Below are 21,297 nucleotides of genomic sequence, written 5' to 3'. Positions count from 1 at the left end.
TAGCTCACGATCGGAATCCCGCGCGCTCCCACGCTCCAGCGTGGGGACGCCGGCTTAATCTCGCGTTCCCACGCGCCGCGTGGGAACGCGGAAGCTCCGCGCCGCGGAGAGAATCTATGGGCTGAAGGGATAACGATCATCATCAAGGTAAGCCACGGATGAACACGGATCGACACAGATGGAGACGAATCCGTGTTCATCCGTGTCTATCCGTGGTTCGATAGAGCGGGGATTGGGACCCTACCCCTGCTCCTTATTGCTGCGCAGTCGGCGCTGGAAGTGACCGAGCAGGCGAGAGCGGATCTTCTTCTCCTGGTGTCTCGAGGCCGCCGCCAGGCGCCGCTTGGCCACGCCGATGAGGGTCTCCTGGACGCCCTTGGCGGTATCGTCGGTCGGCCGGCGCTGGCTATAGGTACCGTCGGACTGCATGTCCCAGGCGGAGCGTTGGTCGGCCAGCTGCGCGTCCAGGATCAGCCGCAGCTCCTGGCGCATTTCAGGATCCTCCACCGGTGCATGGACCTCCACCCGGCTCTCCAGGTTGCGCTTCATCATGTCCGCGGAGCCGATGTAATACTCCTCGTCCCCACCGTTGCGGAAATAGAGGATGCGGGCATGTTCCAGGAAGCGTCCGACGATACCCACCACCCGAGCCTTCTCGGAGAGACCCGGGAGCCCGGGACGGAAACGGCAGGTATCGCGCACGATGAGATCGACCGTCACCCCCACGCGGCTGGCCTCGTAGAGGGCGCGGGTGATGTCCTTATCCTCCAGGGCATTCATCTTGATCTGGATCGACCCATCGCGTCCTGCCTCCTGGTGATGAATCTCACGCCGGATCTTCTCCAGGATGGCGTGCTTCATCTGGTAGGGTGCGACCAGGGCCTTGCGGTACCTGGGCGGCGGCGAGTAGCCCGTGATGTAGTTGAAGAGCTCGGTGATGTCCTGCCCCAGGTCCTCGTCGCAGCCCAGGATCCCTAAGTCCGTGTAGAGCTTCGAGGTGCCCGAGTGGTAATTACCGGTGCCCACGTGGTAGTAGCGGCGTAGCCGCGCATAGTCCCGGCGGACCACGAAGATGAGCTTGCAGTGGGTCTTGAAGCCCAGTACGCCATAGTTGACATGGATGCCCTCGGCCTCCAGCCGGCGCGCCCAGCGGATGTTGGCGGCCTCGTCGAAGCGGGCCTTGAGCTCCACCAGCACCGCGACCTGCTTGCCGTTGCGCGAGGCCCGAATCAGGGAGTCGAGGATCTTGCCCTCGGCCGAGGTCCGGTAAAGGGTCATCTTGATAGCCAGGACCTTGGGGTCCTCCGCTGCGGTCTCGATGAAACGCTCGACCGTGGTCGCAAAGGGCTGATAAGGATGTTGGAGCAACAGGGGCCCGTTCTCACGGATGATGTGGAAGATGCTGCGGCGGTCCTGGGCGAGCAGCGGATGCTCGACCGGGTGATGCGGCTCGTCGTGCAGCTCGGGAAGATCCAAGGCGGCCAGCTCGAAGAGGTCGCACATGGCCATCATGCCTTCGGTCTCGAACACATCCTCGGTCTCGTCCAGCCCCAGCTCCGCGGCCAGCATACCGCGCCGGACCGGGGCCATGCCCCGCTCCACTTCCAGCCGCACGATGGGTGCGAAGTGGCGCTCGCGCAGCTCCGTCTCGATCATCTCCAACAGGTCGCTCGCCACCTCTTCGGACGGCTCCACCATGGCGTTGCGGGTGACCCGGAACAGCTCGCAGGACTCGATCTCCATGCCCGGGAACAGCATGTCCAGGTTGTTGACCATGAGGTCATTCAGAGTCACGAAGCTATGGCCGCTGTTGATCGGTATCAGACGCTTAGAGATATCCTTGGCTACCGGCACCTTCACCCGCGCCATATGGGTCTCGCCGGCGCCGGGGAAGTGCAGGGTCACCAGCAGATTGAGCGCCAGATTGGAGATGAAGGGAAAGGGATGTGCCGGGTCCATGGCCAAAGGCGTGAGGATCGGGAAGATCTCGGTGCTGAAATGCTCGCGCAGTTGTTTCCGGGTGGCCTCCGGCAGATCCGCGACCTTGACGATCCGGATCTCGTGGGTCTCGAGCAGAGACAAGAGCTCATCGAAGATCCGCTTCTGCTCCGCGTGCAGCTCCCGGCACACGGCATGACACTCCCTGACCTGCCGGCCGGGGGTGCGCCCATCCACCGAGGTCTTGCGCACCCCGGCAGCGATCTGCTGCTTGAGCCCGCCGATCCGCTTCATAAAGAACTCGTCCAGGTTGTTACTGACGATGGCCAGGAACTTGACCCGCTCCAGCAGGGGGGTGCGGGGATCGGCCGCTTCGTGCAACACCCGGCGATTGAATTCGAGCCAGGTCAGCTCCCGGTTGAGATAGAGCGCCGGATCTTTGAGGTCGATCTTGGGGACCTCTGGAGGTGCCCGATCAGGTAGGGTTTCCTCCCTCTCGGGATTGGTGTCAGGAACGGGAACGGCTTGGAGCTTGTGCATGGCAGGACCTTCGGCTGATCGGGTCGGTCGGTGGAACAGTGACCGCCAGTTTAACAAGCCCTGCCTGGCGATGTTTTACCACCCCGTAAACCGGAAAGAGAACCACGGATGAACACGGATCGACACGGATGGAGACCAATCCGTGTTTATCTGTGTCTATCCGTGGTTCGAGATAGCGAGGATTCTCTCGTTCCCACGCGCTGCGTGGGAACGCGGAAGCTCCACGCCGCACAGAGCATCAGGCTGGTGTCCACCATTGCGTATACACGGGAACCGAACCTGCCGGCGGTCCGGCATTATCCGGTGCGGCCCGGAAGGCGTCTGCTCTGACCGTTGCCGACAGCTGGTCATTGGGTGCGTAAGCCGTCTGAAAGACGGCGGTCCCAGCGTCCCCGGCACCGACGACACTTTGTCGGCCCCTGGGACCGCCGACATTCTGTCGGCCTCTGGGATCGCCGACATTTTCTCGTTCCCATGCGCTGCGTGGGAACCAGAGACCGGGAGAGGGGCTTTTACGACACCCACCTCTGGCTCCCACGCTCCAGCGTGGGAGCAAATCCAGACGCTCTGGCGTCATGAAACCTTGGCCGCTGGAGCGGCCACAACGGCATTCCCACGCTGGAGCGTGGGAACGAGCCACGCGGTTTGAGCATGGGAAATACGCGCCCCGGCGAATCGGCCAAAGGCGTTGCGGACCAGTTACTTAGGGATTAAGATCGATCTCCTGCGTGCCGTTTTTCATATTCCCTCCGGGAGACCTGTCATGACCGCTGCGCTTACCACCCCGAATCAGCATCTCCATGATCTATCCCCTGCAGCCCGCCGAGCACGCCCCCGCCGGGTGCCGCGACGTTCCGACGCTGCCTGCGTCCAAACCCCTCCCCGCCGTGCTCCCCTGGCCCTGGCGGTGGCCCTGGCCCTGGGGACCGGCGGGCTGGAAGCCGCAACCTTCAATGTCACCACCAATGCCGACAATGGTGCCGGCAGTCTGCGCCAGGCGGTACTGGATGCCAATGCCGCGGCGGGGGCCGATGAGATCACCTTTGCCGACGGCTTGGGCACCATCACCCTCACCGGGGACCAGCTCGACATTACGGAGACCCTGACCATCACCGGACCTGCGGCCGGTCAGATTATCGACGGCGATAAAGCCAACCGCACCGGCCGTATCTTCGGGGTAACCAGCAACACCGCTGCGCTGACCCTGGAGAACCTGACCCTCCAAAACGCCAAGACCACGGCGGAGGGGAGTGAGGATGATTGCAGCAAGACCGCGGGCCGGGGTGGGGCGATCTGCGCCCTGGGAACGCTGACGCTCACCAACAGCACCGTCTCGGGTAATGAGACAAGCGGCAACTACGCCTACGGTGGCGGGGTTTATGGCAGCGGCGCTGTGACGCTCGCCAACAGCACCGTCTCGGGCAATGAGACAAGCGGTGATTACGGCAAGGGCGGCGGGGTTTATGGCAGCGGCGCTGTGACGCTCACCAACAGCACCGTCTCGGGCAATGAGACCAGCGGTAATTACGGCAGGGGCGGCGGGGTTTATGGCGATGGCGCTGTGACGCTCCGCGACAGCACCGTCTCGGGCAATGAGACCAGCGGTGATTACGGCAAGGGCGGCGGGGTTTGTGGCGATGGTACTGTAATACTTACCAACAGCACCGTCTCGGACAATACGGCAGGCGGCCAAAGCGCCGACAGCGGCGGGGTTTATGGCGATGGAGTTGTGATGCTCACCAACAGCACCGTCTCGGGCAATACGGCAGCCGACAGGGGCGGCGGGGTTCAGAGCAAGGGCGGTGTAACGCTCACCAACAGCACCGTCTCGGGCAATAAGGCAGGCGACTGGGCCGGCGGGGTTTATAGCAAACCCGGCACGGTCACGCTCACCAACAGCACCGTCTCGGACAATACGGCAGGCGGCAGGGGCGGTGGAGTTTTTGGCGATGGAATTGTGATGCTCATCAACAGCACCGTCTCGGACAATACGGCAGGCGGCATAGGCGGCGGGATTTATTGCGATGACGCTGTGACGCTCCGCGACAGCACCGTCTCGGGTAATACAGGCACCGACGGCGGTGGGGTTTATGGCGATGTGTCTGTGATACTCATCAACAGCACTGTCTCGGGCAATACGGCAACCAACAGGGGCGGCGGGATTTATAGCGATGACGCTGTGACGCTCCTCAACAGCACCGTCTCGGGCAATACGGCAAGCTCCAAGGGCGGTGGCGTTTATTGCGAGTTCAACAGCGTTACATTCGATCTGACCGGCAGTATCCTGGCCGGCAACACCGTGGGGGGCACCCCCAACGACTGTGAGGCGAAGAACGGAACGGCCACCGCCATCGGCAGCAACAATCTGATCCAGGCGACCGGCAAGGCCTGCGGCCTGACCAATGGGGCCAATGGCAACATTGTCGGGTCGGATCCCCTGCTGGCGGCACTTGCCGACAACGGCTGTGTCACCAAGGCCGGTGCACCGGGGAGCGCCGCCTGCGTCCAAACCCATGCCCTGCGGACCGGCAGCCCGGCCTTCGACGCCGGCAGCAATCCCAATGACTTGGCTACCGCCCAACGGGGCTATCCACGCCAGTCCGGAAGCGGTGTCGATATGGGCGCCGTCGAGTTCCAGTCTCCCCTGGTGACAGTGACGAGCGGCGGTAGCGGCAACGGAACGGTGAGCGGAAACGGACTCGACTGTACGCTCACCGCCGGCGCCACCTCCGGTACCTGCACCGCGACCCCCGACGAGGAGACCGCGGTGTCCCTGACCGCCGCGGCGACCGCGGGGAGTCGCTTCAGTGGTTGGACGGATGCGACCTGTCAGGGTACGGCCAATCCGTGTGCCTTCACCCTGAGGGAAGCCAAGACCCTGACCGCCGTGTTCGAGAAATCCCAGTATGGGTTGGCGGTAACGGGCGGCGGCACCGGAACGGGTACGATTAGCGGCAACGGACTCGACTGCGCGCTCACGGTGGGCACGGCCTCCGGTACCTGCATCACCACCCTCGACCATGGGACCGCGGTGTCCCTGACCGCTGCGGCGAGTTCAGGCAGCACCTTCGGCGGCTGGTCGGATGCGAGCTGTGGTACGGCAAGCCAATGCAGCCTCACCCTGACGGCGGCCCAGAGCCTGACCGCCACCTTCAAGCAACAGACAACCACCGGCGGCGGCACGACCACGACCGGCACCGGCACGACCACCACTGGTACGACTGGTACGACGACGACTGGTACCACCGGCACGACCACCACTGGTACGACGACTGGTACCACCAGCACCGGCGACACCACCACCGGCGGCAGTTGCCGCGCCACCGCCATCACATGCAGCGATTCGGCCAAGCTGTGGATCCATCGCGCCTATCGCGGCTACTACGGGCGCTGCGCCGAGTGCGGCGGTTTTCGCTACTGGTGCGAGCGCCTGGAGGCGGAAGGCGGCGGTACCGATCTGAGTCCCATCATCGCCGCCTTCGGCACTTCTCAGGAATACACCGAGCGTTTCAGCGGGCTGAGTGACGCCGAGCTGATCCACAACCTGTATCAGAACATGTTCAATCGGACGGCCGAGCCCGGCGGGCTGGCGTTCTATCTCGAGCTGCTGGAAGCCTACCGGACAGAATGGCGTGATGCCCATGCCGGCGACGACCAAGGCGCCACCGAGTATGGCCTGTCCCGGATCGCCCTGGACATCCTGCTCGGCACTCAAAACAACGACATCGACACCCTGGACGCCAAGCTGGCGGCCTGCGAGCAGTTCTGATTTTGGAGTGCGCCGGCTTAAGCGGTGCCCCGGATGGAGGCCCAGTGACCGCGTTGACAACCCAGCTGTCAGGGATCAGCGGCGCCCTGTTCCCCACGCACCGCGGCGACGGCGCTTTGGTTGTGGCCGATCCGAATCCAAAGATGTGGACCTCTTCACTATCCTCACCGAGCTGGGTACGCTGGCCGAATCGGTCGCCTCCGAGATAGACGACACGCGCCTCGCGGTGGGCGGCGAGGCCATGCGGGAAGCGACTCAGATTTACGACTACGTCAAGGCCGCCACCAAGACCATGCCGGGTCTGAAGCCCGTAGCCGAGCAATTGGGTGAACGCTTCAAAAAAGCGCATGGAAAGAAGCAGCCTGATCACCAGGAGCAATGAGGAATGGCATGGCGGTCGAGGCTCCAAGTCTCAACGATGAGACTCGGAGTCTCAACGGATAGACTCGGAGTCTCAACGGATAGACTCGGAGCCTCACCGGATAGACTCGGAGTCTCATCGGATAGACTCGGAGCCTCAACGGATAGACTCGGAGTCTCAACGGATAGACTCGGAGTCTCACCGGATGGACTCCGAGCCTCACCGGATAGACTCGGAGCCTCACCGGATGGACTTGGAGTCTCAGCGGATAGACTCGGAGTCTCATGCGGAAGCTCCGCGCCGCGGCGAGAAAACCAGTTGGACATGTCCAGCGTCCAAAGATGCGGTTCGCCGCCGGGCTAAGCGTCCATTGATGCGGTTCGCGCCCCCTCATGATGCCATCCTGTAAGACTTGCCGCGCTCACCGCACCATTATGATCCCCGTCCGTAGGCATCCCGGCGGGATGCGGCCGTCCCTGGCCTGTCCCACCCTACGGGGGCCGCCTCTGCCCCCTGACAACTGACAACTGCTCACCGCACCATCGATGCGGTTCGCGCCCTCCCGTGATGCTATCCTGAATGATCTGCCGCGCTCACCGCATCCTACGGGCTGGGCGTGTTTCCCCTCATGTCCGCGGTGGGAAACCGCCGGCATCGGCCCGGCAACCGACTCCCGGAGGCTGCCATGAATCAACCGGACCCGCCCACCGCCGGACCCGCCGCGGCCTCGCCGTTACGCTCGGTGCATTCCACCAACCTGCCGGATATCCTGCGCCGGCTGGGTATCGCGCTGGCGATCTCTACCTATCAGGCGGGCCGGCTGGTGATCGCTCGGGCCGAGCCGGACGGGGGCTTGAATACCCACTTTTTCGGCTTCTCCCGACCCATGGGGCTGGCAGTGGATCAGGGGCGCCTGCTGCTCGGCACTCAATGCGCCATCGACGAGTTCCGTAACATGCCGGCCTTGTGCCCCCGGCTCGACCCGCCGGACCGCCACGACGCCGCCTATGTGTGGCGCAACACCCATGTCACCGGCGCTATCGATATCCACGAGCTGGGCCTGGGCACCGACGGGCGCGCCTACTTCGTCAACACCGCCTTCTCCTGCCTGTGCGTGATGGACCACGAGCACAGCTTCGTGCCCGTGTGGCGCCCGGCCTTCGTCTCCGGCTATGCCCCCGAGGACCGCTGCCACCTCAATGGCCTGGGCCTGGTGGCCGGTAAACCGCGCTACGCGACTGCCTTGGGTGCCACCGATACGCCCCAGGGCTGGCGTGCCAACAAGCGGGATGGGGGCATCCTGATCGACCTGGAGGCGGACACGATTATCGCCCGCGGCCTCTCTATGCCCCACTCCCCACGCTGGTACCGCGATACCCTGTGGCTCCTGGAATCGGGTCGCGGCGCCCTGGTGACCCTGGACCCGGCCACGGGCGCCAAGACCGAGGTCGCGCGACTGCCGGGCTTTACTCGTGGCCTGAGCTTCGCCGGCCCCATCGCCTTTGTGGGCCTGTCGCAGCTGCGGGAGACCAATGCCTTTACCGATATCCCCATTACCGACGCAACGGACCGCCGCGCCTGCGGGGTGTGGCTGGTGCACATCGAGACCGGCCAGACCGTCGGTCTGCTGCGCTTCGAGGAGGCGGTCCAGGAGATCTTCGCGGTGGAGACGATCCCGGCGCGGTTTCCCGAGCTGGTGGGTCTGGACAATGACCTGATCCAATCGACCTTCGCGTTGCCGCCGGTGGCTCTGGCCGAGGCCCAGGTCGGGTAGCCTATGGGGTGTGGTCCGACTGCTGGTTCTCATCTGTGAAATGGTCGCGACACGCAGGCGGTCCGCCCAGCGGACCTTAGGGGGCGTTCTCAATTGAGCTGAATCCTCATGAAAATCAAGCACATCAGGCCCATGCAGCAGCGGCTACGAGTTTCCGAGACACTCCGCGGCGCGGAGCTTCCGCGTTCCCACGCGGCGCGTGGGAACGAGAGAAGGCGGTCCGCCTAGCGGACCTAAGGCTAGCTTCATTGTTTCTACAGGCACAAAGCTCCCTCGCCGCCGGGAGGTTAGACAGCCTCTTAGACAGTCTCTAAGGCTGCGTTTCGGGCCGCGGGACGGTCTGAAGCGCAAAGGCGCAAGGGTAAAGGCTTCGCTTACTGTCGTTATTCCAGGTGTTCCACGATCAGCTGCGGAGTGCTGACGCCGCGATAGTGGTTGACGGCGAGGCGATAGGCCAGGCGGACCTGGTGGCCGACGCTTACCGGCAGCGCCCCCAGGCCGAAGCCGATGGCGTCGATCCCATCACCACCCGGCGGGCGCAGCCGCAGCTTCAGGTGTCGTTCGCCCACGATCCGCCGCTCCAAGACCTCGAACCGACCGTCGAACAAGGGCTCGGGAAACCCTTTGCCCCAGGGACCGGCGCTACGCAGGCACTCCGCGGTATCCAGACCCAGATCCCGGGCCGGCAGCTCACCGTCGGAGATGAGTTCCCGCACGGGCGGGGCATCGCCGAGTTCCCGGTGCGCCTCCGCGACTATCGCTTCTCGAAAGGCATCCAAGGCCCCGATCCGCAAGCTCAGTCCCGCGGCCATGGCATGACCACCGAAGCGTTCGATCAGCCCTGGTCGGCACCGATCCGCGGCAGCGATCAGATCGCGGATGTGCAGACCCTCGATAGAGCGAGCGGACCCCTTCAAGATGCCGTCTTCGGCCGCGGCGAAGGCAATCACCGGACGCTGGTAGCGCTCGCGTATGCGGGCCGCCAGGATGCCGATCACCCCTTGGTGCCAATCCGCGTCGAACAGGCACAGGGCAGGCGGCAGGCCGGCAGCATCCGGGACCAGATCCCGGAGTACCTCTTCCGCCCGATCCCGCATCTCGCCCTCGATCTCCCGCCGGCGCCGATTGAGGGTGTCTAGCTCCCGGGCCATGGCCATGGCACGGTCCGGATCATCCGTCAGCAAACACTCGACCCCCAGGGACATCTCGGTCAGGCGCCCGGCGGCATTGAGCCGCGGTCCTGCCGCGAAACCCAAGTCCCTGGCCGTCACCGTCCCAGGGTCACACCCCGCCACCCTCAGCAAGGCCGTCACCCCGGGGCTACAGCGCCCGGCGCGGATCCGCCGCAGACCCTGCTCCACCAGGATGCGGTTATTCCGGTCCAGCTCCACCACATCCGCCACCGTGCCCAGGGCGACCAGATCCAGCAGTTGCGCCAGATTGGGCGCAGGATGCCCGGACCTGAACCAATCGAGCCCCCGCAACCGGGCCCGCACGGCGGCGAGCAGATAAAAGACGACCCCGACGCCGGCGATGGACTTGCTGGGGAAGGCGTCCCCTGGCCGATTCGGATTGACGATTGCCGCGGCCCTCGGCAGCTCGCCGCCGGGGAGGTGATGATCGGTAATGATGACGGGGATGTCCAGCTCATGGGCGCGTCGGACCCCGGCCAGACTGGAAATGCCGTTGTCCACGGTAACGATCAGATCCGCGCCCAACGAGGCCGCCGTGTCCACAACCGCCGGGCCTAAACCGTAACCCGACGTGAACCGGCTCGGCACCAGGTAAGCAACGCCGGACGCGCCCAGCAAACGCAGGCCACGTACCGCCAGGGCGCTGCCCGTGGCCCCATCGGCGTCATAATCGCCGGCGACCAGGATGGAGCCCCCCGCCCGGATACAGCCGGCAAGCAGATCCGCCGCCGGCTCGATATCCAGGAAGGACTCGAAGGGGTGAAGCGCACCCAACGACAGGTCGCAATCGCTATCGGAACAGACGCCACGCGCCCGGTAGAGGCGACTCAGCAAGGGATGGAGGTCGGCGAACGGCCCTCCCCCCGCCGGCGACTCCGGGCGTCGCTTGATGACGATAGGGACCGCGGGAGAGGGTCTAGGGTTCGTTGACATTCAGTAGGTCGGGTAAGGCGCGCCCGTTGTGGCCGTGTCAGCTGCGATGATCGGCGCGCCGTCACCCGACGCAAGACGGCGGACCATGCCGTGTGGGGTAGCGGTCGTCGGGTGCAGCCGTCTCGTCGGGTTGCTACGCGGGCTTTAATCCCGTCATTTCCTTTTCAGCCTAACGCTACAATTCAGCCGCCGACGAAGGGTGTCGGTTGGAATTTCTTGTTAGCGCCAATTTTGGAAGTAACTTTTCCCTTATATGCTGATCCATAATAGATATATTTCGCTCATAAACCACATGGTAAGTAATGCCTGCATTTTCAGCCGCCTTTTTCTTAACCTCATCTCGTTCCTTTGATGTTTCATCGTCATGACCGGACCCATAATATTCAATCATTGCTATGGGATAAAAGTTTTTATCAGTCAGGCAAAAATCAACTCGTTTAGAATTGATGACGGAAAAGGCGTCGCCATCAGCATTAAGTATTTCTCCGAGACTCACCTGAGAAAATACTCGATAATCATTAGCTTTTGATGCCTTTACCAGTGCCCGGAATAACCGCTCTTCTCCTTTATTCAATAAACGTTTTTTTCTATAACGCGCTGACCTAGCAATAGCCACATGTTGTTGGTATCTTTCTTTTGGAGTAGGTGGAGGTGTGTACGGTTGCACCACCCTTCCATTGCTTTGCGGAGGATAACCTTCTCCACATCCAGAAAGAAAAAACGATACGCTTATAATCAGTACGGCTCTAATCATGGGCACCTTGAAAAATGTGATTTCTGTCAACGGTATGCTTGAAAAACCAATTAGTTAGAGTCGCTTGATTGGTGAAACAGGCGGGAGTAGGCCCGGCGTTTACCGTTGTGGCCGTGTCGGCTGCGATGATCAGCGCGCCGTCACCCGACGCAAGACGGTGAACCACGCCGTGTGGGGTAGCGGTCGTCGGGTGCAACCGTCTCGTCGGGTTGCGGCCATCCCTGGCCTGACCCGACCTACGCGGGCCTTCCAATGCCCTGAGCGGGGTCAGTGCGTTGCATCTCCTTCAGGATACGGCACAGGTTCCGATGCAGTTGTCTATCCTTCGCGCGCAAGGCTTCATAGCGTTCCCAGGTGTCTCCCTCAAAGACGATCGATCTCACCGATCTGTTCCGGCGTCGGTCGGTACCCCTCGGAGGCGGCGTGGGTCTGTGCAGAGCGGGTAATCTGTTCCATCAACGACCGGTTTCCTAACACATAGAGCGTTTCCTGTTCGCGTTCCCAGTCCTCGGCGCCGATGACCATGAAGTCGGCGCCCTTGTGGCCTGTGACTTTCAGGGGCTCATGTTCAGAGATCACTTTATCGACGTGTTCGCGAAAGCTGCCGCGGAACTCATTGATACTGACGGTATCCATGGTTCATTACCTCGCATCGTAGGATAGGATAGTCGGTAATATAGCAGCCTTTTTGCGTTTCTAATCCTTCTTGACTACTTTCAATAGACTCCAACGTTTCTTCAGCTTGCCTTCGGAAGTTGACTTCACGGATCTTTGTATTTAAGACGCTCAGGAAATCGAAGGATTTCTCACTGTATGGAAAAATTCCGTAGCCCGCGGTCAAAAGAGGGACCGAATCCGCGACTACGTGCCTTGGTGAGGCCCGGTAGCCGATCTACTCCGGCCGGTCGGATTTGTTGTCGGTCTGCAACCCGGCGGCGCGCAGGAACTCCTTCTGGAAATCGGCCCACATCTCCACGCTGCGCTGCGTCATGCGAGCGACGGTCTCCAGCGGGTCCTGCGCCAAGGTCTCGCGGACCTGATGCTGCTGCTTGGCGAAAACGTTCAGAGACTGCTCCAGGTAGCGGGCGAACAGGCCGTGCAGGGTCCCCCCGTAGAAACGGATGATCTGAGCCAACATATTGGCCGTAAACAGAGGCTGACCTGCGCTCTCCTCCTCCAGCATGATCTGGAGCAGGATAGAACGGGTGAGGTCTTCCTCGTTGGTGGTATCCATCACCCGGAACTTAGCACCCTTCATGACCAAAGTACGCACATCGGCCACCGTGATGTACTTGCTCACCTCGGTGTCATAGAGCCGGCGGTTCGGGTACTTCTTGATGATACGCTCGTCGGACATAGGGCAGTAGTCGAAGCGGCAACACCAGGGGACCTGGCAAGGATTGCACAACCCGGCACTCGCCTGGGCGTGCCCGCACACAGACAGGCAGACCGCGGCTCCCGAGCGCCGGCGTGTGCATGCGCTTCCGGGGGTATCTCCGCCCCCCACGGCCGGCTGGAAAAATCCAAGGTCATCAGAGAGGGTTCAGTATAACCCAAGCCGGGAGGCGGTGGTTGACCCAAGGTAACCGCCAAACTGCTAAGCTGGGAAGTAACCGCCCGCTCCGATTCGAGGTTCGGACCGCACCATGTCCCAGGACCCCATCGTCGATACCATCTTTCTCGTGTTCACCGGCGCCGCGGTGCTTGCCACCCTGGCATTGGCCGCCCGCCAATCGCTGCTGCTGGCCTATATCGCGCTGGGCGTCCTGTTCGGTCCCTCCGGGATCGACCTGATGGAAGATACCGCGATCGCCTCGGATATCGCCCACATCGGGATCATGTTCTTGTTGTTCCTGCTCGGTCTGGACCTCAACCCCAAGGAGCTGATGCAGAGCGTGCGTCGCACCACCCTGGTGACCCTGGGCAGCGCGTTCATCCTGGCCATCGCCGGCTTAGGTGTGGGGCTGGCCGTCGGCTTCTCGCCGCTGGAGTCCCTCGTGCTCGGAGGCACCATGGGCTTCTCCAGCACCATCATCGGGCTCAAGCTGCTGCCGACCACCGTGCTGCACCACCAGCGGATGGGGGAGATCATCATCAGCATCCTCTTACTGCAGGACCTGATCGCCATCGCCATGCTGTTACTGCTGCGGGGAGCGGCTACCGGCGACGCACCCTGGACCGACGTCGCCCTGATGCTGCTGATGCTGCCGACGTTGGCACTGTTCGCCGCTCTGTGCGCCCGCTTCCTGCTGATTCCCCTGATCAAGCGCTTCGATACCATCCGGGAGTATGTCTTTCTGGTCGCCATCGGCTGGTGCATGGGTATGGCCGAGCTGGGAGGCGTCGTGGGTCTGTCCCACGAGATCGGGGCCTTCATCGCCGGCGTAGCCCTGGCATCCAGCCCCATTGCCGTCTATATCGCTGCCAACCTGCGGCCGCTACGGGATTTCTTCCTGGTGCTCTTCTTCTTCAGCATCGGGGTCCAGTTCGAGCTCGGCATGCTCACCGACGTCCTGCTCCCCGGCGCCACCTTGGCGCTCAAGCCTATCATCTTCCATTGGCTCTTGACCCGCATCGGGGATCCGGTGCAGCGTTCCACGGAGATCGGCTACCGCCTGGGGCAGATGAGCGAGTTCTCCATGCTCATCGGCACCCTGGCACTGCAGCTATCCGTCATCGGGGCCCGGGTGTCCTATACGATCCAACTGGCCACCATCCTCACCTTCGTGGTCTCCTCCTACCTGGTGGTAAAGCGCTTCCCCACCCCGATCGCGGTCTCCGACGATCTCCGGCGGGATTGAGCTCGAGCGCTCATGCAAGTGCATATAATTTTGAGCAAGCTGCCGGCCGCTTATCATGAGGTAGAGAAAACGACGAATCGCGCGAATCAGCGCGCATCGATCCGCGAGGATTCGCGGATTCGTAGTTTTTTCCTCTCGTTTGCTGACCTGATCAGGGTGCCGCCGCACTCCAAAACGTCCGGTAGTACCTTCCATGAGCGTGAACAGTCCGGAATCCATAAAGAGCCTAATTTTTAATCCGCAGATTACGCAGATTTCCACAGCTTAAAAATGAAATAATCTGCGAGAATCTGCGTAATCTGCGGATAGAAAAGGATATCGTTACAATCGCGGATCCGCCGTTACCCGCTTCGCAGTCGTACATTCTTAACTCAAAATATTACAAGGAGTATCTCCATGCTTGTCGTTCATGTCCTGGTCCATGTGAAGCCCGACTCTATCGAGGCATTCAAGGCCGCCTCCATAGAGAACGCACGCCACAGTGTGCAGGAGCCGGGGGTGGCGCGCTTCGATGTGATTCAACAGCAGGACGACCCCACGCGCTTCGTGCTGGTCGAGGTCTACCGCACCGCCGCCGACCCGGCACGCCACAAGGAGACGGCCCACTATGCGACCTGGCGCGACACCGTCGCCCCCATGATGGCCGCGCCGCGCCGTGCTGTGAAGTACGCGAATAGCTTCCCGGACGAGCAGGGCTGGGACCTGGTACGGACCTGAGGACATCGCCATGACATTCGAGTTCGCAACCGCCGGCCGCATCCTGTTCGGTGCCGGCATCCTGGACCAGGTAGGCACCTATGCGACCGAGCTGGGCAGCCGGGTACTGGTAGTAGGCGGCAGCACCCCGGCGCGGATCGAGCCCCTCTTGACCCGGCTCGCGGACCGGCAGCTAGCGGTCGGTACCTGCTCCGTCGGCGGCGAACCCACGGTTGCGTCGGTCCTGGAAGGTACCGAGCAGGCCCGCGGTTTCGAGGCCGATCTGGTCATCGGCATGGGGGGCGGCAGCGCCATCGATGCGGCCAAGGCCATCGCCGCCCTGCTCGCCAACCCCGGCGATCCCTTCGATTACCTGGAAGTCATCGGCCGCGGTCGGCCCCTGGCCAACCCGGCCGCGCCCCTCATCGCCATCCCCACCACCGCGGGCACCGGCGCCGAAGTCACCCGCAACGCCGTGCTCGCGGCGCCCGAGCAAGGGGTCAAGGTAAGCCTGCGCCATCGCTCCATGTTGCCCGCGATCGCCCTCGTCGATCCGGTACTGACCTATTCTATGCCACCGGCGGTCACCGCCAGCACCGGCCTGGACGCCCTGACCCAATGCCTAGAGCCCTTTGTCTCCCATCTGGCTACGCCCTTGACCGACGGCTTCTGTCGCGAGGGGATGCGGCGGGCGGCACGCTCCCTGCGGCGCGCCTTCCATACGGGTTCGGATGTCGGGGCGCGCCGAGATATGGCCCTGACCAGCCTGTGCGGCGGTCTGGCCCTGGCCAATGCCAAGCTGGGGGCGGTCCATGGCTTTGCCGCTCCCATCGGCGGTATGTTCGAGGCACCCCACGGCGCCGTCTGTGCGCGCCTATTGCCCTATGTGATGGAGGCCAATGTGCGCGCCCTCCAGGAACGTGCCCCCGACGCGCCGGCCCTGGCCCGCTACCGAGAGGTCGCGGCCATCCTCACCGGCGATGCCGCCGCCGAGGTCACCGCCGGCGTCGCCTGGATCCAGGCCCTCGGTGACGAGCTGGCCGTACCCGGCCTGGCCGATTACGGCATAACCCGAAGCCATGTGGCCCCCATCGTGGACGAAGCCAGGCGCGCCAGCAGCATGCAAGGCAATCCGATCAGCCTGACGGAAGCGGAGCTGACGGCCCTATTGACCCAGGCGTTGTAATCGGGGCAAGCGCGTACAAAGCTTTTTAATCCGCAGATTGCGCAGATTTCCACAGATTAAAAATGAAATAATCTGCGAGAATCTGCGTAATCTGCGGATAAAAGGATTTTGCGCCTTTGCGGTTTAATGCCTTGATCTTAAGACAATGATTCATCCGTGATCAGGTATAACAACAACCCCAGGAGCCCGTGTAGGTCGGGTAAGGCGCACCTGCCGTGAAGTTGCATTGGCCGTGGTGATCGGCGCGCCGTCACCCGACACCGGGTGGCCACCGTGTCGGGTTGCGGCCATTCCTGGCCTTACCCGACCTACGGCCTCATCACAGGCGGGTGAGCTATTGGTGGGCACAGCCCACCCTACTGATAACTGATATAGGAAAAACGCCATGCAGCTCAGCTCCGACTCCATCACCGACGGCCAACCCATCCCGGCCGAGTTCGCCTTCTGTGTGCCCGACCCGGAGGCCCATGTCCGCCTGGGGGCAAATCGCAATCCGCACCTGGCCTGGTCCGAGCTCCCCCCCGGCACCCGATCCCTGGTGCTTATCTGTCACGACCCGGACGTGCCCAGCCGCGGCGACGACGTGAATCAGGAAGGACGCCAGGTACCGGCGGAGCTGCCGCGGGTGGATTTCACCCACTGGGTGCTGGTGGATCTGAAGCCGGACCGCAACGGCATTGCCGCCGGCGAGTTCTGCTCCCAGGTGACCGCCCGCGGCAAGCCGGGACCGGAAGGACCCGACGGTATCCGGCATGGCATCAACAGCTACACCGACTGGTTCGCCGGCGATGAGGAGATGGCCGGCGACTATTACGGCTACGACGGCCCCTGCCCGCCCTGGAACGACGCCATCGTCCATCACTATCACTTCACCCTCTATGCCCTGGATCTCCTGCGCTGCCCCGTGGCAGGACGCTTCGACCGCGACCAAACACTCGCCGCCATCCGGGGCCATATACTGGATCAGGTGAGCATCGTCGGGACCTACAGCGTCAATCCCAAGGTCGCCCGATCAGATTAGGCGCGGGTTCCGGCGCCCGGTGATACCGACCGATTCGGGCCTGTCTTAGGGCGTGTTGACATTTAAATAAGGGGTGAGCCCTAATCTCCGGGCTTGCCTCCTAATGGTACAGGATTAACAGGATTTCCAGGATTAACAGGATGGCCTCTCGTTCCCACGCTCCAGCGTGGGAACGCAGGCGGGCCGCTCCGGCGGCCAAAACTTTATGACGCTGGAGCATTAGATCCCTCCTCCGTCGGGACAAAGCTTGCTCCCACGCTGGAGCCCGTAGGCTGGGTTGAGGAACGAAACCCGGCACGGACGGCTCGGTAACTGCAACAACGAATAGGAGAAACTACGATTCACGCGAATCCGCGTGAATCGGATTGTTCATCTGGCTCCCACGCTGGAGCGTGGGAGCCAGATGAAGCCAGATGAATCGGTCGCAATCGGCTCGTGATCACCGACAGTCCTTGACCGGGTTGCGTTGATTTGTATCCATTTGCATTGATTTGCGGCTAAATTCGTCTCTCTCTCGTTCCCAGGCTCCAGCGTGGGAACGCAAGCGGGCCGCTCCGGCGGCCAAGCACGTAGGGCGGGTAAGCGGCCCCTCGCGCGGCTGCGGTCGCCCCGATGCCTCGGGGCCGCGCAACCCGCCGGTAGGGCGACCAGCTACCGGTCGCCAGCTACCAGCCGGCGACTGGTAGCTGGTCGCCCTTAACGGCATTGCGCCGGAGCTTGGGAGCCAGATGAACCTATCGCATCGATCCCGAGGTAAAATGATACGCAAGTGGCTGGCTGGATCGCTGGGGGCCGCTGCCCTGTTCTGGCTGCTGGCCCTGGTCTTTCCCCTGGCCGCGGCCGAGATCCCGCGGATACCTTTCCCCCGTATCGAGACCGGCATGCACACGGCGGTCATAAAGCGCATCGCCGTGGATCGGGCCGAGCGCTTCCTGGTCACCGGCTCCCGTGATAAGACGGTACGCATCTGGTCGTTGCCGGCTGGGGAGCTGCTGCGTACCTTGCGCCTGCCCATCGATACGGGCGACGAAGGCAAGGTCTATGCCGTCGCCATTGCTCCGGACGGACAGACTATTGCCGCGGGGGGCTGGACCGGAGTATGGGATGGAACTACTACCTCCATCTATCTGTTCGACCGCCAGAGCGGCCGGCTCCAACACCGGCTCACGGGCCTGCCAAATGTCGTCCATCATCTCGATTGGTCCCCGGACGGTCGCTATCTGGCCGCCAGCCTGGGCGGTAAGAACGGCGTCCGGATCTATAGCACCCAGGACTGGGCGCAGCACTTCCAGGACCGCGACTATGGGGATTCCAGTTACTCCGCCCACTTCGACGGCCGGAGCCGGCTGGTGACGACTTCGTATGACGGCTATCTGCGTCTGTACGACAAGCGCTTTCGGCTCATCGCCAAGCAAAAGGCTCCCGGCGGCGAGCGACCTTTCTTCGCCCGCTTCTCACCGGACGGCGAGCGCATCGCTGTGGGCTTTACCGACTCCACGGCGGTCAATGTCCTCTCGGCCAGCGACCTGACACTCCTCTACCGCCCCGATACCTCGCAGGCCAATAACGGCAGTCTGAACAGCGTCGTCTGGTCCCAGGATGGGCTTCAACTCTACGCCGGCGGCCGGTACCAACAGGCCGGTAGCAACCCTATCCTCCGCTGGGACCAGGCCGGTCGGGGCGCTGTCACGCAGTTGCCGGCCGCTGAGAGTACGCTCATGGATCTCCGGATTCTGAGCGACGGCGGACTGGTCTTCGGCGCCGCAGATCCCGCCTGGGGCCTGCTGGATGCCACAGGCCAACAGAAGATCTTTAAGCCGCCCGAGATTGCAGATTTTCGAGGCGATCTCAATAATTTCCTGGTCGCCCACGACGGCAGCAATGTCCAGTTCGGCTATGAACCAGGGGGCAAACGTCCGGCCCGGTTCTCCTTGAGTGAGCGCCGTCTGCTCCTGTTGGACGACCGGCCAATGGATCTGGCTGATCTACAGCGGGGGCTGGCCGGACTCGGCTTCGACCCCGGCCCCGCCGATGGCGTCATGGGTGCCCGTACCCGTGCCGCCATCCGGGCATTCCAGCGTACCCAGGGCCTCGTCGTGGACGGCAAGGTCGACCCGGGGCTCGCGCAGGCAGTGGAGGCCGCCGCACTCGGGCTTAAGCCACCGCGCACTAAGACACCGGGCCTGGACATCAGCGACTGGAAGAATAGGTATCACCCGAAGCTGAATGGCAAGCGATTGAAGCTCCAGGACTACGAGCGGTCACGCAGCCTGGCCATTGCACCGGACGGGAAACGTTTCCTGCTGGGCACTGAGTGGTGGCTCCGGCTCTTCGACCGCACCGGCAAGCAGCTGCGGCGGATTCCCGTACCCGGTGTGGCCTGGGGGGTCAATATCACAGGCAACGGCCAGCTGGCGGTAGCCGCCTTCGGCGACGGCACCATCCGCTGGTACCGGCTGCGGGACGGCGCGGAGCTACTGGCCCTCTTCCCGCACCAGGACGGCAAGCGCTGGGTGGCCTGGACGCCCGCGGGCTTCTATCTGGCCTCCGCCGGCGGTGAGGATCTGGTGGGCTGGCATGTCAACCGGGGTCGGGACCAGGCCGCCGATTTCTACGGCGCCTCCCGTTTCCGCCAACAATTCTACCGTCCGGATGTGATCGCCAGGGTGCTGGAGACCCTGGATGTGGACCAGGCCCTGCGGCAGGCCGATGCCGCCCGGGGGCAAAAGACGGTCACCCGCGATGTCCTCAGGCTTCGCCCGCCCGTTGTGTCCATCCTGGCGCCCGCCGCCGGCAGCCCCATCACCGAGACCAAGCTGACGCTTACCTACGAGGCCCGGTCGGAGACCGGACCCATTGAAAGGATCGAGGCCCGCCTCGATGGACGTCCGGCCCGGATACTGACGCACGATCAGAATTACCGTGATCAGCGCCAACAGGTCATCGGCCAGCTCAGCCTGGAGATCCCTCCAAGCGAGGCAACCGTCTCCATCATTGCGCGCAACCGGCACGGCACCAGTGAGCCCGCCAGCTTCGCCATCAACTGGACGGGCAGCAAAGACTGGTATAAGCCAACTCTCTATGTGCTGGCGGTCGGTGTGAGCGACTACCAGGAAGACACGCTCAATCTCAAGTTCGCCAGTAAGGACGCCCAGGATTTCCGTCAGGCCATCGAGCATCAGAAGAAACGCGGGCTCTATCGGGACGTCAAGACGAAGTTGCTGGACGACCGGAAGGCGACCCGGGAGGCGGTGCTCGATGGCCTGGACTGGCTCGAACGCCAGACCACCAGCCGCGATGTGGCGATCCTGTATCTGGCCGGGCATGGGATCACGGGACCCCAGGGCCACTATCGCTTTCTGCCCCACGACACGGACCAGGGCCGGCTCAGACGCACTACCCTGAAGGATACCGACTTCAAGGACTTCCTCGGCGCTGTCGCGGGCAAGACGATCCTATTCCTCGATACCTGCTTCTCCGGGCGGGTACTCGGTGGACGGGCCGACTCCCAGGCCGATGTGGATCGCTTTGCCAACGAGCTGGCCGATGCGGAGACCGGGGTGATTGTATTCTCCTCCTCCACGGGCAAGCAGCTCTCCCAGGAAGACGACAAGTGGGGCAACGGCGCCTTCACCGAGGCCCTCCTGGAGGGCATCCGCGAGGGCAAAGCCGATTTCATCGAGGACCTCCACGTCTCCGTAGCCGAGTTGGAGGTCTATGTCTCCAACCGGGTGAAATCACTCACCCAGGGCGCCCAGAAGCCGGTCACCACCAAGCCCGAAGCGGTCGAAGACCTGAAGATCGTGCGGATTCGGAAATGAAGATTGCGAATGGGCGCAATTCTTAAGTCATTCGGCGTTGCCGGGGAGGGCGTTTAATGGACAGGATTTACAGGATTACCCGGGATTTACAGGATTCTTTTATTTAACGAAGGCATCCTGTGAATCCTATGAAATCCCATAAATCCTGTACTATTCAAGGCAATGCTATTAAGTCAAGCCTCAAAGCCCCGCTCCCTGGGGGAGAAAGGTTGGGGGTGGTGGTTAATATTTAAATGATTTGTTGGGCACGCCGCCGTCCAAAGATGCGGTTCGCTGCCTACCTGCCCCATCCCTGGGGCGGTAGGCAGGCGCTCACCACATCCTACCGGCTTTGCCCAACCTACGAGCTTCGCCCCGCTCCCGCCGGGAGAGGGGTTGGGGAGAGGGCGAACGAAAAACAGCGCTCAAGCAATCACAAACGGCGTCGGTGACGCTTAACTTAAGCACGTAGGGCGGGTAAGCGGCCCCGCGCGCGGCTGCGGTTGCCCCGATGCGTCGGGGCCGCGCAAC

The 21,297-nt window shown here is 62.8% G+C and carries 13 protein-coding genes; 8 read left to right on the top strand and 5 right to left on the bottom strand.

Translation table 11 applies throughout. The features are described 5' to 3' along the window. Positions 1-240 precede the first annotated feature (240 nt). Entirely contained in the window at positions 241-2,478 is a 2,238-nt protein-coding gene (gene ppk1, locus E1958_RS07990; protein WP_133511415.1) for a polyphosphate kinase 1, read from the bottom strand. 763 nt (positions 2,479-3,241) lie between these two features. On the opposite strand from ppk1, the gene E1958_RS07985 reads away from it, so the two are divergent. The 3 genes from E1958_RS07985 (at position 3,242) to E1958_RS07975 (ending at position 8,382) form a co-directional block, all read left to right on the top strand. After that, positions 3,242-6,247, top strand: a complete 3,006-nt coding sequence (locus tag E1958_RS07985) for a right-handed parallel beta-helix repeat-containing protein (protein ID WP_133511414.1) — start codon at positions 3,242-3,244, stop codon at positions 6,245-6,247. A gap of 145 nt (positions 6,248-6,392) precedes the next feature. Then, the gene (locus tag E1958_RS07980) at positions 6,393-6,629 is read left to right on the top strand and encodes a hypothetical protein (protein WP_133511413.1); all 237 of its coding nucleotides are present in this window, start codon (positions 6,393-6,395) and stop codon (positions 6,627-6,629) included. 664 nt (positions 6,630-7,293) lie between these two features. Next, the gene (locus tag E1958_RS07975) at positions 7,294-8,382 is read left to right on the top strand and encodes a TIGR03032 family protein (protein WP_133511412.1); all 1,089 of its coding nucleotides are present in this window, start codon (positions 7,294-7,296) and stop codon (positions 8,380-8,382) included. Positions 8,383-8,765: 383 nt separating this feature from the next. Here E1958_RS07975 and recJ read toward each other — a convergent pair whose 3' ends face one another. The 4 genes from recJ to phaR all read right to left on the bottom strand — a co-directional run bounded on the left by recJ (position 8,766) and on the right by phaR (position 12,619). Continuing rightward, positions 8,766-10,508 (bottom strand): single-stranded-DNA-specific exonuclease RecJ, encoded by a 1,743-nt coding sequence (gene recJ / locus E1958_RS07970; RefSeq protein WP_133511411.1) that lies wholly within the window; start codon positions 10,506-10,508, stop codon positions 8,766-8,768. A 175-nt stretch (positions 10,509-10,683) separates the two neighbouring features. Further along, the gene (locus tag E1958_RS07965; RefSeq protein ID WP_133511410.1) at positions 10,684-11,262 is read right to left on the bottom strand and encodes a DUF2726 domain-containing protein; all 579 of its coding nucleotides are present in this window, start codon (positions 11,260-11,262) and stop codon (positions 10,684-10,686) included. A gap of 363 nt (positions 11,263-11,625) precedes the next feature. Continuing rightward, on the bottom strand, positions 11,626-11,898 hold the full coding sequence (locus tag E1958_RS07955; protein ID WP_089727498.1) for a type II toxin-antitoxin system Phd/YefM family antitoxin: 273 nt from the start codon (positions 11,896-11,898) through the stop codon (positions 11,626-11,628). Between the two features lie 256 nt (positions 11,899-12,154). Then, complete coding sequence (gene phaR / locus E1958_RS07950; protein ID WP_133511408.1) at positions 12,155-12,619, bottom strand: polyhydroxyalkanoate synthesis repressor PhaR; 465 nt, start codon at positions 12,617-12,619, stop codon at positions 12,155-12,157. Between the two features lie 289 nt (positions 12,620-12,908). Here phaR and E1958_RS07945 point away from each other — a divergent pair, with 289 nt between their 5' ends. From E1958_RS07945 to E1958_RS07925, 5 genes are all read left to right on the top strand, one after another. Continuing rightward, entirely contained in the window at positions 12,909-14,063 is a 1,155-nt protein-coding gene (locus tag E1958_RS07945) for a cation:proton antiporter domain-containing protein (RefSeq protein WP_133511407.1), read from the top strand. Between the two features lie 396 nt (positions 14,064-14,459). Beyond that, positions 14,460-14,780 carry a putative quinol monooxygenase gene (locus tag E1958_RS07940; protein WP_089727503.1) on the top strand — a complete coding sequence of 107 codons (321 nt, stop codon included), beginning with the start codon at positions 14,460-14,462 and terminating at the stop codon, positions 14,778-14,780. Between the two features lie 10 nt (positions 14,781-14,790). Then, the gene (locus E1958_RS07935; protein ID WP_133511406.1) at positions 14,791-15,945 is read left to right on the top strand and encodes an iron-containing alcohol dehydrogenase; all 1,155 of its coding nucleotides are present in this window, start codon (positions 14,791-14,793) and stop codon (positions 15,943-15,945) included. 385 nt (positions 15,946-16,330) lie between these two features. Next, entirely contained in the window at positions 16,331-16,966 is a 636-nt protein-coding gene (locus E1958_RS07930) for a YbhB/YbcL family Raf kinase inhibitor-like protein (protein ID WP_133511405.1), read from the top strand. A gap of 758 nt (positions 16,967-17,724) precedes the next feature. Beyond that, positions 17,725-20,787 (top strand): caspase family protein, encoded by a 3,063-nt coding sequence (locus tag E1958_RS07925; RefSeq protein ID WP_165741869.1) that lies wholly within the window; start codon positions 17,725-17,727, stop codon positions 20,785-20,787. Positions 20,788-21,297: the final 510 nt, after the last annotated feature.

Source organism: Candidatus Thiosymbion oneisti, assembly GCF_004359955.1.
GTDB lineage: Bacteria > Pseudomonadota > Gammaproteobacteria > Chromatiales > Chromatiaceae > Thiosymbion > Thiosymbion oneisti.
This window is presented reverse-complemented; position numbering and strand designations above follow the sequence as displayed.

Coding starts and splice junctions, on each gene's coding strand:
- ppk1 (WP_133511415.1), bottom strand. CDS start 2,478: ATGCACAAGCTCCAAGCCGTTCCCGTTCCTGACACCAATCCCGAGAGG.
- E1958_RS07985 (WP_133511414.1), top strand. CDS start 3,242: ATGACCGCTGCGCTTACCACCCCGAATCAGCATCTCCATGATCTATCC.
- E1958_RS07975 (WP_133511412.1), top strand. CDS start 7,294: ATGAATCAACCGGACCCGCCCACCGCCGGACCCGCCGCGGCCTCGCCG.
- recJ (WP_133511411.1), bottom strand. CDS start 10,508: ATGTCAACGAACCCTAGACCCTCTCCCGCGGTCCCTATCGTCATCAAG.
- E1958_RS07965 (WP_133511410.1), bottom strand. CDS start 11,262: ATGATTAGAGCCGTACTGATTATAAGCGTATCGTTTTTTCTTTCTGGA.
- E1958_RS07955 (WP_089727498.1), bottom strand. CDS start 11,898: ATGGATACCGTCAGTATCAATGAGTTCCGCGGCAGCTTTCGCGAACAC.
- phaR (WP_133511408.1), bottom strand. CDS start 12,619: ATGTCCGACGAGCGTATCATCAAGAAGTACCCGAACCGCCGGCTCTAT.
- E1958_RS07945 (WP_133511407.1), top strand. CDS start 12,909: ATGTCCCAGGACCCCATCGTCGATACCATCTTTCTCGTGTTCACCGGC.
- E1958_RS07940 (WP_089727503.1), top strand. CDS start 14,460: ATGCTTGTCGTTCATGTCCTGGTCCATGTGAAGCCCGACTCTATCGAG.
- E1958_RS07935 (WP_133511406.1), top strand. CDS start 14,791: ATGACATTCGAGTTCGCAACCGCCGGCCGCATCCTGTTCGGTGCCGGC.
- E1958_RS07930 (WP_133511405.1), top strand. CDS start 16,331: ATGCAGCTCAGCTCCGACTCCATCACCGACGGCCAACCCATCCCGGCC.
- E1958_RS07925 (WP_165741869.1), top strand. CDS start 17,725: ATGATACGCAAGTGGCTGGCTGGATCGCTGGGGGCCGCTGCCCTGTTC.